The following is a 14,977-nucleotide window of genomic DNA, read 5'->3' as shown; positions in this document are numbered from 1 at the left end:
AGGCGAAGCGCTGCGTCAATTCACGTCAGGCAGCGCGGATCCCCGCGCTGCGATCTGCTACTTGCTTCAGGTAATCGACCAGCACCTGTTGCTCCGCCGTAGAGGTGAACAGGCCCAGCTTGGTACGGCGCCAAAGGATATCTTCGGCAGTCACGGCCCATTCTTGGTTGCGTAGGTAGTCTACCTCGCGTGTGAACAAGCCGCCGCCTATCGTCTGGCCCAGGTCCGCCGGCCCTTGAGTATCTTCCAGCAGCCGCCATACGCGGCTGCCATAGGTGCTTGCCCAACGCTTGGCGATGTCCACAGGCAGCCAGTTGTGGTGTGCGAGGAGGGAATCGACCAGGGCTTGTGTTTCGGTCATGTTCTCGCCGCCGGGCAGGGGACTCTCAGCGGTCCAGCTTTCGCGCATCTGAGTGAAGAAAGGCTTGAGTTCGGTCATGGCCGACTCAGCCAGTTTACGGTAGGTCGTAAGCTTGCCGCCAAATACTGACAGCAGTGGCGCCAGGCCTTCACTGGCGGACAGCGCCAGGGTGTAGTCGCGGGTCACGGCCGAAGGGTTATCCGATTCGTCATTGCACAGTGGGCGAACGCCCGAGTAGGTGTGCAGGATGTCGGCACGGCTGAGCTGATGGTTGAAGTGCTGGTTAACCACCTTGAGCAAGTAGTCGGTTTCGCCTTCGGTGATTTTCACTTGCGCCGGGTCGCCGCTGTATTCACGGTCGGTGGTGCCGATCAGGGTGAAACGCCCGAGGTAGGGGATAGCGAAAACAATGCGCTGATCTTCATTCTGCAGGATGTAGGCGTGCTCGCCTTCGTATAGGCGCGGCACGATGATGTGGCTGCCTTGAATCAAGCGGATACCGTATGGCGCATCGAGCTTGAGGTCATCCTTGATGAAGCTGGCGACCCAGGGGCCTGCGGCGTTGACCAGGGCGCGGGCGCGGATAGTCTGCAGGCTGCCATCGGCGTGCTGCAATTCGACTTGCCACAGGCCATCGATGCGTTCGGCACGCAGGCAGCGGGTGCGGGTATGAATATCGGCGCCCTTTTCACGCGCGGCCATGGCGTTGAGTACTACCAGGCGTGCATCGTCAACGGCGCAGTCGGCATATTCGAAACCGCGGGTGATGGCCGGCTTGAGCGGGTTGCCAGGGCCAAAGCGCAGGCTGCGCGAAGCGCCAAGGCGTTTACGCTTGCCCAGGTGATCGTAGAGGAACAGGCCAGCGCGAATCATCCAGGCCGGGCGCAGGTGCGGGCGATGAGGCAGGACGAAACGCATCGGCTTGACGATATGCGGCGCCTTGGCCAGCAACACTTCACGCTCGGCCAAGGCTTCACGCACCAGGCGAAACTCGTAGTGCTCCAGGTAACGCAAGCCGCCATGGATCAGTTTGCTGCTGGCGGAGGAGGTGTGCTGGGCCAGATCGTCCTTTTCGCAAAGGAACACTTTCAGGCCGCGTCCGGCAGCGTCGGCGGCAATGCCCACGCCATTGATACCGCCACCGATCACGGCAAGATCGTAGCAGTCGGCGAGGGTAGGCTGGGACGAAACGGGCTGGGACACGGGCAAGGCCTCCTGAAGGCTGTTCACATCGAATATGAACATCAATGTTCGTTTCCGAAAATACTAGCGCAACAGAACGGCTATCGCCAGTCAGTCTTCATAGAAAAAACTGATCAGATGACGATAAAGTGAACATTTATGAACATTTGCGACGAGCCTGCATGAGCTCAGGATTGTGGGGCCGCAAAGCGGCCCCACCGCAGCTCACACCACTTCGAGGCGAATCTTGTGCTGGGCCAGCAACTGGTTCAGCGCGGGGGAGGGGGACTGGTCGGTCACCAGGCAGTCGACTAGGTTGATCGAGCCCAGGCGGACCATGGCATTACGCCCGTACTTGCTGGAGTCGGCGGCGAGGATGACCTGGCGTGCATTGGCGATGATCGCCTGGGATACGCGCACTTCCTGGTAATCGAAATCGAGCAGGCTGCCATCTTCATCGATACCGCTGATGCCCACCAGGGCGAAGTCGACCTTGAACTGGTTGATGAAGTCGACGCTGGCCTGACCGACCACCCCCCCATCGCGGCGCACCGTGCCGCCGGCCACCAAGACTTCGAAATCGTCCTTGGCGCTGAGGATCGAGGCCACGTGCAGGTTATTGGTGATGACCTTGAGGTGATTGTGATTGAGCAGCGCGCGGGCGATCGATTCGGTGGTGGTGCCGATATTGATGAACACCGAAGCGTGATCGGGAATCTGCAGGGCCACGGCTTCAGCGATACGCTGTTTCTCATCGCGCATCTGGTCTGCGCGCATGGCGTAGGCCGTGTTCTCGATGCTTGAGTCGTATGCCGCACCGCCGTGGTAACGGCGCAGCAGGTTGATCTCGGCCAGTTGGTTGATGTCGCGGCGGATGGTTTGCGGGGTAACGACGAACAACTGCGCCATTTCTTCGATACTGACGTAGCCGCGTTCGCGCACCAGTTCGAGGATTTGTTGTTGGCGAGGGGGCAGATTCATGGGCGGTCCTTTGGGGCTGCCGGACAAATGCTGCAATGATGCCGTAGGAAAGGGATGACGGCCAGCAAAGGAAGCTTGCGCAGGTCATCGCGGGCCAGCCCGCTCCCACGTGTTCAGCATAAGTGCACGTGGGAGCGGGCTTGCCCCGCGATTGGTCGATGAAGGCTGAATCAGGCCTCGTGATCTTCCCAATCACGGGTGCGCTCGATGGCTTTCTTCCAGCCAGCGTAGAGCTTCTCTTTCTGCGTCTCATCCAGCTGTGGGCTGAATTCGCGCTCGATGATCGCCTTGTCGCGCAACTCGTCCAGGCCGCTCCAGAAGCCGCACGCCAGGCCCGCCAGGTAAGCGGCGCCCAGCGCGGTGGTCTCGCGCATCTGCGGCCGCTCGACGCAGGTGCCGAGGATGTCGGCCTGGAACTGCATGAGGAAGTTGTTGGCCACCGCACCGCCGTCTACGCGCAGCTCGCTCAGGCGCTGGCCGCAGTCTTGCTGCATGGCGTCGAGCACGTCGCGGGTCTGGTAGGCGATCGACTCGAGTGCTGCGCGGATGATGTGATCGACCTTGACTCCACGGGTCAGGCCGAACAACGCGCCACGGGCATACGGATCCCAGTAAGGCGCGCCCAGGCCGGTGAAGGCCGGTACCAGGTAGACGCCGTTGCTGTCCTTGACCTTGCTGGCAAAGTACTCGGTGTCCAGCGCATCGTTGACGATCTTCAGTTCGTCACGCAGCCACTGCACGGTCGAGCCGCCATTGAAGACCGCGCCCTCCAGGGCATAGGCCACTTCACCGCGCGGGCCGCAGGCGATGGTAGTGAGCAGGCCATGCGACGAGGTCACGGCTTTGTCGCCAGTGTTCATCAACAGGAAGCAGCCGGTGCCGTAGGTGTTCTTGGCCTGGCCGGCCTCCACGCACATCTGGCCGAACAACGCCGACTGCTGGTCGCCAGCGATACCGGCGATGTCGATGCCGCTCTTGGTCTGGCCGTAGACCTCGGACGAGGAGCGCACTTGCGGCAGCATCTGGCGCGGCACGCCGAGCAGTTGCAGGAGTTTTTCGTCCCATTGCAGGGTATGGATGTTGAACATCAAGGTGCGCGAGGCGTTGGTGTAGTCGGTGACATGCACCTTGCCGCCGGAAAATTTCCAGATCAGCCAGGTATCGACGGTGCCGAACAGCAACTCACCACGCTCGGCGCGCTCGCGTACACCTTCGACGTTATCCAGGATCCACTTGAGCTTGGTGCCGGAGAAGTACGGGTCGGTAACCAGGCCGGTGGTCTCGCGGATATAGCTTTCATGGCCGTCGCGCTTGAGCTGGGCGCAGATCTCGGTGCTGCGCCGGCACTGCCAGACGATAGCGTTGTAGACCGGGCGGCCGGTTTCCTTGTCCCAGACCACGGTGGTTTCGCGCTGGTTGGTGATGCCGATTGCAGCGACCTGGGCGTGACTGATACCCGCCTGGGCCAGGGCCTCGACCATGGTCGCGCTCTGGGTGGCGAAGATTTCCATTGGGTCGTGCTCGACCCAGCCGGCCTGTGGGTAGTGCTGGGCGAACTCGCGCTGGGAGGTGCCGACCACATTGGCGTCACGGTCGAAAATGATGGCCCGCGAACTGGTGGTGCCCTGGTCCAGGGCGATGATGTAGTTCTTGTCCTGGGTGTCTGTCATGTCGGTGGCCTTGCACAAAAAGGGGTAGGTCAGGCTGGCCGGGCAATCGGCCCGGCATGCTTTGAGGTGTCCGAATCAGGAAACCTGCGCATCGCTCTGAGGATTATCGTCTGTTTGCAGGTTCGCGGTTTGCGCCATGGGCAAATTGCGCGCGATCAGGCCGCGGTAAACCGCCGCGCCCAGGCATGCGCCCACGATCGGTGCGAACACCGGAACCAGGAAATAGGGAATGTCGCGCCCGCCGGTAAAGGCGATTTCGCCCCAGCCAGCGAGGAAGGTCATCAGTTTTGGGCCCAAATCTCGGGCGGGGTTCATCGCAAAGCCGGTGAGCGGGCCCATGGCACTGCCAATCACCGCAATCAACAGGCCGATCAGCAGTGGCGCCATCGCCCCGCGGGGCAGGCCGTTGTTGTCATCGGTCAGGGCCATGATCACCGCCATGAGAATGGCCGTGATGATCATCTCGACCAAAAATGCCTGGCCGATCGACAGGGCAGGATGGGCATAGGTGGAGAACACCGAGGCCAGTTCCAGGCTTGCCTCGCTGCCACGCAACATGGCGTGGGCCTGTTCGAAATCGAAGAACAGATTGCTGTACAGGGTGTAGACCAGGGCGGCGCCGCAGAAGGCACCACAGACCTGGGCAAGGATATAGAAGGGCAGTTTGCGCTTGTCGAAACCGGCGAACAGGCTCAAGGCAATGCTCACCGCAGGGTTCAAGTGGGCGCCGGAAACCCCGGCAGTGAGGTAGATCGCCATGCTCACGCCTACCCCCCAGATGATGCTGATTTCCCACAGGCCGAAGCTGGCGCCAGCGACCTTGAGCGCGGCGACGCAACCTGTGCCGAAAAAGATAAGTAGGGCCGTGCCCAGAAATTCGGCCATGCATTGGCCAGAAAGCGTTGGTTCGCGTAGAGCAGTCGTCATGTATGACCTCGGTTCTTGTTGTTGTGAGGCGCAAGGCGCTCGACAGCAAGGCCCAGAGTCGATCCCCATTGACCCCGGGCGGATAAGCGAAAGCGCACCTTAAAAGTGCACCATTTATTCAGAAACGAAAAAATATAGGCAAGAAACGCTCATGTCAAAGGTCGAAAGTGAACGGTCAGCCACAATCTGACTAACTGCAACAAGACTGACTATTCCGATAACTCGTCGCGATCAGGCGACAGACTGGCTGGCTCAAGCCTTTTCACCTAAAGTAGCCGCCGACCTGTACTTGCTCGGAGCTCTGCATGACCCCCGCTCTCGATCTGCTGAAAAAGGCCCGCGCCGAACACCGCGTGCACAGCTATGAACATGATCCCAAATCTGCTTCGTATGGCTTGGAAGCGGCGGAAAAGCTCGGGCTAGACCCGGTGCAGGTGTTCAAGACACTGCTGGCCAGCAGCGAGAAAGGCGAATTGCTGGTGGCGGTGGTGCCGGTGGGCGGCACCCTGGACCTCAAGGCGTTGGCGCAGGCGGCCGGGGTCAAGAAGTGCGAAATGGCTGATCCGGCGGCGGCGCAGCGGGCCACGGGATACTTGGTCGGCGGGATCAGCCCGTTGGGGCAGAAAAAGCGTTTGCGCACGTTTATCGATCAGTCAGCGCAACAGTTCGAAACGATTCACGTCAGTGCTGGGCGGCGTGGGTTGGAGGTGGAGCTGGCTGCGGCAGTGCTGGCTGAGCATACCCAAGGCACCTTTGCCGAGATTGGCCGGGGCTAGATGGATAAGGGCCTGCTGCGCAGGCCATTGCAGGTAAGCCAGCTCCTATAGGCTCAGTGCTGTAGGCACTGGCTTGTCAGGTTGCCGAGCTGTAGCGGCGAACGCCATTCTCCTGGCGTGGCAACTGCGCCGCGACACTGCCAGGCACAGCGAACAGCACCAGGTGATCAGCCTTCACCGCAATTCCCACATCCTGGCCGACCTGATGGTCGACATGGCTTGGGAAAATCGCCTCGAGCTGGCTACCGGTAGCCAGTTGTAGGCGGTACAAGGTCGACGCACCGAGGAAGCTTTTGCCGACGATGCTCGCGCGCAGTTCGCTGTCTGGCGCATGGACAATGTCGTCCGGGCGCAGTAGCACGTCCACCGAACTGCCCGGCGCCATGATATAGGCACGGTTGCCGCACAGTTCACCCAGTTCAGTATTGACTGCCTCATGGCTGATCATCTGGCCACGGATGAAGTAGCCCTGGCCGATGAAGCTGGCAACGAATGGCGTCTGCGGTTCGTGGTAGAGGTTGTAGGGCGTGTCCCACTGCTCCAGCCGACCTTCCTTGAACACCCCGACCTGATCGCTGACGGCAAAAGCCTCTTCCTGGTCATGGGTGACCAGAATGGCGCTGGTGCCGCGGCTTTTGAGAATGTCGCGCACTTCATGGCTCAGGCGCCGACGCAGCTCGACGTCGAGGTTGGAGAACGGCTCATCGAGCAGCAGCAATTGCGGCTCAGGGGCCAAAGCGCGGGCCAGGGCCACGCGCTGTTGCTGGCCGCCGGACAACTCATGCGGATAGCGCCCACCGAGGCCACCGAGCTTGACCAGCTCGAGCATCTCCTCGACCACTTCACCCTGGCGCGGGTGCTTGCCAATGCCGAAGGCAATGTTCTGCGCCACGGTCAGGTGGGGGAACAGCGCGTAGTCCTGGAACACCATGCCGATCCGGCGTTTTTCCGGCGACAGGGTAAAGCCTGCGCGCGAGATCACTTCGCCCGCGAGCTGGATCTCACCCTCGTGCACCGGCTCGAAGCCGGCAATGGCACGCAGGGTGGTGGTCTTGCCGCAACCCGAGGACCCCAGCAGGCAACCGATGTCGCCTGCATTGAGGTGCAAGTTGAGGTTCTGGACGATGCGCTGGTTGCCATAGCCGCAGGCCAGGTTGCGCAGGTTAAGCAGTAGCGGTTGACTCATGCGTGGTGGTAAGCCGGTTCGACAAGGAATTCGAGAAGGGCCTTCTGCGCATGCAGGCGGTTTTCAGCTTGGTCCCAAGCGACCGAACGCGGGTCGTCGAGCAGGTCCTGGCTGACTTCCTCGCCACGGTGGGCGGGCAGGCAATGCATGAACAGGGCATCGGGTGCTGCCAGGTCGAGCAGTTCGCGGGTGACCTGGTAAGGCGCGAAATGCGCCAGGCGCCGTGCAGTTTCCTCTTCTTGACCCATGGAAGTCCAGACATCGGTGGTTACCAGATGCGCGCCAGCCACGGCTTGCTTGGGATCACGAACGATCTGCACACGCTCGCCGGCCAGGGCCAGGAAGCGTGGATCGGGCTCGTAGCCCTCGGGGCAGGCGATGCGCAGCTGGAAGTCGAACTGCTGGGCGGCTTCGATATAGGAGTTACACATGTTGTAGCCATCGCCGATCCAGGCCACGGTCTTGCCCTGGATCGAGCCGCGATGCTCCAGATAGGTTTGCATGTCGGCCAGCAGTTGGCAGGGGTGCGACTCATCGGACAGGCCATTGATCACCGGCACCCGCGAATGCGCGGCGAACTCGGTGAGGATGCTGTGGTGATGGGTACGGATCATCACCGCATCGAGCATGCGCGACATGACGATGGCGCTATCGGAAATCGGCTCGCCACGGCCCAGTTGGGTGTCACGTGGCGACAGGAAGATAGCCTGGCCGCCGAGCTGGATCATGCCGGCTTCGAACGACAGGCGGGTACGGGTCGATGATTTTTCGAAAATCATCCCAAGCACGCGGTTCTTCAGCGGCTCGAACAGCACGCCGCGACTACGCAGGTCCTTCAGCTCGATGCCTCGACGGATCACGCCGAGCAATTCGTCAGCAGTGAAATCCATCAGGGAGAGAAAGTGCCTAGCGCTCATGATTGACTACCTTATCTGCAACGGTTTGCAGGTCGACCGTATGGTTTTATTGACAACGGGAGTGACCTGCGGCGTAAGCCGCACGGGGCGGACGAAATAGGGGAAAGGCGCAATACTATAATTAAATGTCGCCTGAAACCAAGAGGGGAAACCGCGTCTCTGTATCAACGGGTGTCGTAACCCTCTGGTGGGGTACTGTTTTTTATTTACTACAGGGGTTGTACACGGGGCGCGGGGGCGTTGGCAAACCCTGTGTCGCGAATCGTATGCCTGATGGCGTGCGATTCACGCGGCAAAGCCCGCTGGCGAGAGGTTGAGGGTGGGCGCATAGTCGAAGGCTCACAACAACAAGGCAGAGGCGGCCATGTCCACGACCCTGCATCACCGAGCCTGTCACCTGTGCGAGGCCATTTGCGGCCTGAACATAGAGATTGCCCATGAAAGCGACGGCCAGGCGCGCATTGCCTCGATCAAGGGCGACCCTCAGGATCCTTTCAGCCGTGGCCACATCTGCCCCAAGGCGGTGGCGCTGCAGGATATCCAGCAAGACCCTGACCGCCTGCGCCAGCCGCACAGGCGTGTGGGCGATCGCTGGGAGCCTATCGGTTGGGACCAGGCGTTTGCCTTGGCCGCCGACAAACTGTGGGACATTCAGCAACGTTATGGGCGCAATGCGGTGGGCGTGTACCAGGGCAACCCCAGCGTGCACAACTACGGCTTGATGACCCACAGCAATTACTTCCTTGGCCTGCTGAAGACGCGCAATCGCTTTTCGGCCACTTCGGTTGACCAGTTGCCTCAGCACCTGACCAGCTTTCTGATGTACGGCCACGGCCTGTTGCTGCCGATCCCGGATATCGATCACACCGATTACATGCTGATACTGGGGGGGAATCCGCTGGCCTCCAACGGCAGCATCATGACCGTGCCGGATGTCGAGAAACGCTTGAAGGCCTTGCGGGCGCGGGGCGGGCGGCTTGTGGTGGTCGACCCTCGACGCAGCGAGACAGCCAACATGGCTGATCGGCATCTGTTCATTCGGCCAGGCGGTGACGCCGCGTTGCTGTGCGGCCTGCTCAATACCCTGTTCAGCGAGGATCTGGCCAAGGGCTCGCATTTGCCGGTCAATGGCCTGGAGCAGGTACGCGAGGCGATTGCGCCGTTCAGCGCTGAGCGCATGAGCCCACTGTGCGGGGTGGCCGCCGAGCAGATTCGCCTGCTGGCGCGTGAGTTCGCTGGCGCCGGGCGGGCAGTCTGTTACGGGCGAATGGGCGTCTCGACCCAGGCCTTTGGTAGCTTGTGCCATTGGCTGGTGCAGGTGATCAACCTGGTCACCGGCAATCTTGACCGCCAAGGCGGGGCGTTGTGCACCGAACCTGCGGTGGATCTGGTCGCCAGTACCGCCGGTGGGCACTTCAATGCCTGGCAAAGTCGCGTGTCTGGCTTGCCGGAGTATGGCGGTGAGTTGCCGGTGGCAGCCTTGGCAGAAGAGCTGCTTGAGCCTGGCGAAGGGCAGGTGCGGGCCTTGATAACGGTAGCCGGCAACCCGGTGTTGTCCACGCCCAATGGCCGACAGCTGGACAAGGCGCTGGCGGGCCTTGAGTTCATGCTCAGCATCGATCTGTATATCAACGAGACCACCCGCCATGCCGACCTGATCCTGCCGTCGACCTCGGCGTTGGAGAACGATCACTACGACACCACCTTCAACTTGCTGGCCGTGCGTAACGTCACGCGCTTCAACCGGGCGATCCTGGCCAAGCCTGAGGGTGCACTGCACGACTGGGAGATTTTCGTCGGCCTGGCCAAGGCCTTCGCCGAGCGTGCTGGCGTGGAACTCAAGCCGACCCTGCCGCCCGCCCAGATGATCGACCTGGCTTTGCGTAAAGGCCGTCATGGTGAGGGCTCGACATGGCAGTTGTCGTTGGAAACCCTCGATCGGTTTCCTCATGGGCTCGACCTCGGGCCTTTACAGCCGAACCTGGCGGCGCGTTTGCGCACCGCCAGCCAGGCCGTCGAAGCGGCGCCGCAGTTGCTACTGGACGATTTGCGCCGGTTGGCTGAGCAGGTGCCACCGGCGGTGGACGAGTTGCTGTTGATAGGACGTCGACATGTGCGCAGCAACAACTCCTGGATGCATAACTTCCACCGCTTGGTTAAAGGCAAGCCCCGTCATCAGTTGCTGATGCACCCGCAGGACCTCGCCCAGCGGCAGCTGACGGACGGTCAGTGGGTGCGGATCCGTTCGCGGACTGGGGTCGTCGAGGTTCAGGTGCAATCGAGTGAGGAGATGATGCCGGGTGTGGTCAGCTTGCCACATGGTTATGGGCATGGGCGCCAGGGCGTGCAGCTGCACATCGCCGGGGCGCAGCCTGGGGTTAGTGCCAATGACCTGACCGATGAGCATTTGCGCGATGCAGTGTCGGGCAATGCAGCATTGAATGGGGTGCCGGTGAAGGTGGAGGCGGCTTGATTCTTCTGCTGATGGGGTTGGCTCTTCCATTAGCTAACCTAGGTGCACGTGGGAGCGAGCTTGCCCCGTGATAGCGTTGTTTGCGATGACGCTATCGCGGGGCAAGCCCGCTCCCACGTTGTTAGGCGTTGTTGAAGACTGAACCGCCCACCATCCTTCGCAAATGCTGCCCTAACTGCTCCAACTCAGGTGCTGTAAGGTCCACGAGCGCATGCGTGGGAGCGGGCTTGCCCCACGTTGATAGGGGTTGTCGAGGACTGAACCGTCTACCATCCTTCGCAAATGCTGCCCGAACTGCTCCAACTCAGGTGCTGTAAGCTCTACGAGCGCTTGCGTGGGAGCGGGCTTGCCCCGCGATAACGGTGGTGGCTACAACGCATTGGTCGATCTGTCCGCACGCTGGTCGACCCACCGCTGAGCTTTCCGATACAATGCGTCACCGTGCCGACCATCGAGTCGGAAAGTTCAGACGAGGTGTTCCATGGATATCATCGAAACAATCAAAGAGCAGATTGCCAACAACACCATTCTGCTTTACATGAAAGGCTCGCCGAACGCCCCGCAGTGCGGCTTCTCGTCCCGTGCCTCGCAGGCCGTCATGCAGTGCGGCGAGAAGTTCGCCTACGTCGACATCCTGCAGAACCCAGAAATTCGCGCCAACCTGCCCAAGTACGCCAACTGGCCAACCTTCCCGCAACTGTGGGTAGCCGGTGAGCTGGTCGGCGGCAGCGACATCGTGCTCGAGATGTTCGAGAAAGGTGAGCTGCAAACGCTGATCAAGGAAGCAGCCGCCAAGGCCAAGGCTTCCGAAGCCTGATACACATTGATGCCGGAGCGGTCACGCCGCTCTGGCAGATACGAAAAAGCCCCGCACTGGCGGGGCTTTTTCGTATCTGGGAGAAGATTATTCTTCGCCCATCTGCGATTGCAGGTAGTTCTCGATGCCGATCTTATCGATCAGGCTCAGCTGGGTTTCCAGCCAATCGATGTGTTCTTCCTCGGATTCGAGGATGTCTTCGAGCATTTCACGCGAGCCGAAGTCGCCGACCGTTTCGCAATGGGCGATGGCGGCTTTGAGGTCGGTCAGGCCTTTTTGCTCGATCTTCAGGTCACACTCAAGCATTTCCTTGGTGTGCTCGCCGATCAGCAATTTGCCCAGGTCTTGAACGTTTGGGATGCCTTCGAGGAAGAGAATACGCTTGATCAATTTGTCAGCGTGCTTCATCTCATCGATCGATTCCTTGTACTCGTGCTTGCCGAGCTTGTTCAGGCCCCAATCTTCGTACATGCGTGCGTGCAGGAAATACTGGTTGATCGCGACCAGCTCGTTTCCGAGGATCTTGTTGAGATGCTGGATGACGCTTACGTCGCCTTTCATGTCCGGGTTCCTGCCCTGTGAGGTATGCCAATACAGAGAAGTTTGAGCCCGACAACTACTGCTGTCAAACCTAAGTTATTGAATAATAAATGAAATTTAATCGGAATAAGAATGTTTGTGAACCGCGTTAGAGCGCTAACTTATTGAATTACAGGCATAAAAAAACCGGACACGAGGTCCGGTTCTTCAAATTCGCTGGTATTTCAGGCCGCATTAAATTCAACGGGGTAGGGCAGGGCGGCTTGTTGGCTGACCTGAAGGTCCGTCAGGGTCTCGCGGACCACCTGCTTGGCGAGGCAGGCACACTTGCCACATTGGCTGGCCACATTGGTGGCGGCTCGAACTTCCTTGTAGCTGCAGCATCCTTCGTAGATCGCATCGCGGATCTGTCCGTCGGTCACGCCGACACAAAGACACACATACATAGGGCTGACCATCGCGGGTTGAGTCGATGGATTGGAGCTTAATGGTAATGAGAATGCTTGTCAAAGTGCTTTCTGAAAGCACCCAGCTTGAGCGACCGGCGGTTGGATTCGGACTGTCACTCGAACCTGTGTATGATGGGCGGCCTTTGTTGGATGCCTGGCGCTGTCAGCGTGCGGGCAACGATTTTTCACCATCATCAGGAGTTAACGAATGAGCGTACTCGTTGGTAAACAAGCCCCCGACTTCACCGTTCCAGCTGTACTGGGCAACGGCGAAATCGTCGACAGCTTCAACCTGGCCTCGGCCATCAAGGGCAAGTACGGCCTGGTGTTCTTCTACCCGCTGGACTTCACCTTCGTCTGCCCGTCCGAGCTGATCGCTCTGGACAACCGCATCCCAGACTTCGCTGCCCGCGGCGTGGAAGTGATCGGCGTGTCGATCGACTCGCACTTCACTCACAACGCCTGGCGTAACACCCCGGTCAACAACGGCGGCATCGGCCAGGTCAAGTACACCCTGGCAGCTGACATCACCCACGAAATCTGCAAAGCCTACGACGTCGAGTCCGAAGGCGGCGTAGCTTTCCGTGGCGCCTTCCTGATCGACAAGAACGGCGTTGTTCGTTCGCAGATCGTCAACGACCTGCCGCTGGGCCGTAACATGGACGAGCTGCTGCGTCTGGTTGACGCCCTGCAATTCCACGAAGAGCACGGTGAAGTTTGCCCTGCCAACTGGAAAAAAGGCGACAAAGGCATGAACGCTTCGCCAGAAGGCGTTGCTGCCTACCTGAGCGAGAATGCTGGCAAGCTGTAAGCGCCACGCATAAAAAAACCGGCCTAAGTGGCCGGTTTTTTTATGCGTGCTCAAAGCCCTATCGCGCAGCACGGCTACTGCCACTCTCGTAATGAATATGTGGCAGCGGCCTGGCCCCGCGGTGCGGCCTTGGGATCAATCGTTGAAGTCGCGCCAGCCGCCCATCTCTTTCCAGCGGTTGACGATGCCGCAGAACAGCTCGGCGGTCTTCTCGGTGTCGTAACGGGCCGAATGCGCCTCACGACCATCGAAGTCGATGTCCGCGCTCTGGCAGGCCCGCGCCAGTACGGTCTGGCCATAGGCAAGGCCGGCCAGGGTGGCGGTGTCGAAGCTGGAGAACGGATGGAACGGGTTGCGCTTGAGGTCGTTGCGCGCCACTGCGGCGTTGAGAAAACCCAGGTCGAAGCTGCTGTTGTGACCAACCAGGATCGCCCGCTTGCAGCCGTTGGCCTTGAGCGCCTTGCGCACGCCACGGAAGATATCGGTCAGCGCGCTTTCCTCACTCACGGCCATGCGCAGTGGGTGATCGAGCTTGATTCCGGTGAACTCCAGGGCGGCCGCTTCGATGTTGGCGCCTTCGAACGGCTCGACGCGGAAGAAATAGGTGTGCTCCGGGAACAGGAAGCCCTTCTCATCCATGCCGATGGTAACTGCGGCGATCTCCAGCAGCGCGTCGGTGGCGCTGTTGAAGCCGCCAGTCTCGACATCCACCACTACTGGCAGGTAACCCCGGAAGCGCTCGGCCATCGGGTGGCGAGGACCGCCGGTTTGACCTTCCTGGTCGTCTTCGTACAGATCTTCGCTCACGCGTTTTCCTCCAGCAGGCGCCAGCGCAGTTTTTCACCGGCGCGCAGCGGAATCACAGTGTTGTCGCCAAACGGCAGGCTGCTTGGCGCAGTCCACTCTTCGCGGACCAGGGTAATGGTGTCGGTGTTCGCCGGCAGGCCGTAGAAGGCGGGGCCGTGCAGGCTGGCAAAGCCTTCGAGCTTGTCCAGCGCGTTGCGCTGCTCAAACGCCTCGGCGTACATCTCGATTGCCGCATAGGCGGTGTAGCAACCGGCGCAGCCACAGGCGGCTTCCTTGGCATGCTGGGCGTGCGGCGCCGAGTCGGTGCCGAGGAAGAACTTGGGATTGCCACTGGTAGCGGCGTCCAGCAGCGCCACCTGATGGGTGTTGCGCTTGAGGATCGGCAGGCAGTAGAAATGCGGACGAATACCGCCGACCAGCATGTGGTTGCGGTTGTACAACAGGTGCTGGGCGGTAATGGTCGCGCCAACGTTGGCTGGGGCCTCAGTGACGAACTGCGCAGCATCGGCCGTGGTGATGTGCTCGAACACCACCTTGAGCGTCGGGAAGCGCTCGACCAGACGACGCATGTGCTCGTCGATGAAGCGTTTCTCGCGGTCGAACACGTCGATCTCGGCACGGGTCACTTCGCCGTGTACCAGCAATGGCATGCCGGTTTCGGCCAAGGCTTCGATAGCCGGGAAGATGTTATCGATGCTGGTCACGCCGGAATCGGAGTTGGTCGTGGCGCCAGCCGGGTAGAGCTTGGCGGCGTACACGAAGCCACTGGCCTTGGCCGCGCGGATGTCGTCAGGGCTGGTGCGGTCGGTGAGGTACAGCACCATCAGCGGCTCGAAGCGGCTGCCTGCCGGACGAGCGGCAAGGATGCGCTGGCGGTAGGCGTCAGCCTCGGCGGCGTCGCGCACCGGCGGGACCAGGTTGGGCATGATGATGGCACGGGCGAAGGTGCGCGCCACGTCACCAACGGTGTGAGGCAAGACGGCACCATCGCGCAGATGGATGTGCCAGTCGTCGGGACGCAGGAGGGTCAGGCGGTCGGACATTGGGAATTCCAGGCGGGTCGAACTCAAGGGTGAATGC

At 60.6% G+C, this 14,977-nt stretch carries 14 protein-coding genes; 4 read left to right on the top strand and 10 right to left on the bottom strand.

Features of this window, described 5'->3' with window-relative positions:
* Positions 1-25: 25 nt before the first annotated feature.
* From glpD to HU737_RS16700, 4 genes are all read right to left on the bottom strand, one after another.
* Positions 26-1,564 (bottom strand): glycerol-3-phosphate dehydrogenase, encoded by a 1,539-nt coding sequence (gene glpD, locus HU737_RS16715; protein WP_217838535.1) that lies wholly within the window; start codon positions 1,562-1,564, stop codon positions 26-28.
* 204 nt (positions 1,565-1,768) lie between these two features.
* Positions 1,769-2,524, bottom strand: coding sequence for a DNA-binding transcriptional repressor GlpR (gene glpR, locus HU737_RS16710; protein WP_186556199.1), 756 nt, complete (start codon positions 2,522-2,524; stop codon positions 1,769-1,771).
* Positions 2,525-2,694: 170 nt separating this feature from the next.
* Positions 2,695-4,194: a glycerol kinase GlpK gene (glpK, locus tag HU737_RS16705; protein ID WP_186556200.1), complete on the bottom strand. Its 1,500-nt coding sequence runs from the start codon at positions 4,192-4,194 to the stop codon at positions 2,695-2,697.
* Positions 4,195-4,269: 75 nt separating this feature from the next.
* Positions 4,270-5,121 (bottom strand): MIP/aquaporin family protein, encoded by an 852-nt coding sequence (locus HU737_RS16700; RefSeq protein WP_186556201.1) that lies wholly within the window; start codon positions 5,119-5,121, stop codon positions 4,270-4,272.
* Positions 5,122-5,426: 305 nt separating this feature from the next.
* Here HU737_RS16700 and ybaK point away from each other — a divergent pair, with 305 nt between their 5' ends.
* A complete protein-coding gene (gene ybaK, locus HU737_RS16695; protein ID WP_186556202.1) occupies positions 5,427-5,897 on the top strand; it encodes a Cys-tRNA(Pro) deacylase in 471 nt (156 codons plus the stop codon).
* Between the two features lie 76 nt (positions 5,898-5,973).
* Here ybaK and HU737_RS16690 read toward each other — a convergent pair whose 3' ends face one another.
* A complete protein-coding gene (locus HU737_RS16690; protein WP_186556203.1) occupies positions 5,974-7,083 on the bottom strand; it encodes an ABC transporter ATP-binding protein in 1,110 nt (369 codons plus the stop codon).
* Positions 7,080-8,000: an ornithine carbamoyltransferase gene (gene argF, locus HU737_RS16685; RefSeq protein WP_186556204.1), complete on the bottom strand. Its 921-nt coding sequence runs from the start codon at positions 7,998-8,000 to the stop codon at positions 7,080-7,082. Before argF ends, HU737_RS16690 begins: the two co-directional genes overlap by 4 nt.
* A gap of 364 nt (positions 8,001-8,364) precedes the next feature.
* Here argF and HU737_RS16680 point away from each other — a divergent pair, with 364 nt between their 5' ends.
* Positions 8,365-10,473: a molybdopterin oxidoreductase family protein gene (locus HU737_RS16680; protein ID WP_186556205.1), complete on the top strand. Its 2,109-nt coding sequence runs from the start codon at positions 8,365-8,367 to the stop codon at positions 10,471-10,473.
* Positions 10,474-10,954: 481 nt separating this feature from the next.
* The gene (gene grxD, locus HU737_RS16675) at positions 10,955-11,290 is read left to right on the top strand and encodes a Grx4 family monothiol glutaredoxin (protein WP_054899444.1); all 336 of its coding nucleotides are present in this window, start codon (positions 10,955-10,957) and stop codon (positions 11,288-11,290) included.
* Positions 11,291-11,377: 87 nt separating this feature from the next.
* On the opposite strand, the gene bfr is transcribed toward grxD, so the two are convergent.
* Positions 11,378-11,851 carry a bacterioferritin gene (gene bfr / locus HU737_RS16670; protein ID WP_186556206.1) on the bottom strand — a complete coding sequence of 158 codons (474 nt, stop codon included), beginning with the start codon at positions 11,849-11,851 and terminating at the stop codon, positions 11,378-11,380.
* Between the two features lie 203 nt (positions 11,852-12,054).
* On the bottom strand, positions 12,055-12,276 hold the full coding sequence (locus tag HU737_RS16665) for a bacterioferritin-associated ferredoxin (RefSeq protein ID WP_186556207.1): 222 nt from the start codon (positions 12,274-12,276) through the stop codon (positions 12,055-12,057).
* 211 nt (positions 12,277-12,487) lie between these two features.
* On the opposite strand from HU737_RS16665, the gene HU737_RS16660 reads away from it, so the two are divergent.
* On the top strand, positions 12,488-13,090 hold the full coding sequence (locus HU737_RS16660; RefSeq protein ID WP_112897608.1) for a peroxiredoxin: 603 nt from the start codon (positions 12,488-12,490) through the stop codon (positions 13,088-13,090).
* 135 nt (positions 13,091-13,225) lie between these two features.
* On the opposite strand, the gene rnt is transcribed toward HU737_RS16660, so the two are convergent.
* Together rnt and pyrC are read right to left on the bottom strand one after the other, a co-directional pair.
* On the bottom strand, positions 13,226-13,837 hold the full coding sequence (rnt, locus tag HU737_RS16655) for a ribonuclease T (RefSeq protein WP_189661901.1): 612 nt from the start codon (positions 13,835-13,837) through the stop codon (positions 13,226-13,228).
* A 56-nt stretch (positions 13,838-13,893) separates the two neighbouring features.
* Positions 13,894-14,940, bottom strand: a complete 1,047-nt coding sequence (gene pyrC, locus HU737_RS16650) for a dihydroorotase (RefSeq protein ID WP_186556209.1) — start codon at positions 14,938-14,940, stop codon at positions 13,894-13,896.
* Between the last annotated feature and the right edge of the window lie 37 nt (positions 14,941-14,977).

This window comes from Pseudomonas urmiensis (assembly GCF_014268815.2).
GTDB classification, from domain to species: domain Bacteria; phylum Pseudomonadota; class Gammaproteobacteria; order Pseudomonadales; family Pseudomonadaceae; genus Aquipseudomonas; species Aquipseudomonas urmiensis.
The sequence above is the reverse complement of the archived record's forward strand: the minus strand, read 5'-3'. Positions and strand labels throughout refer to the sequence as shown.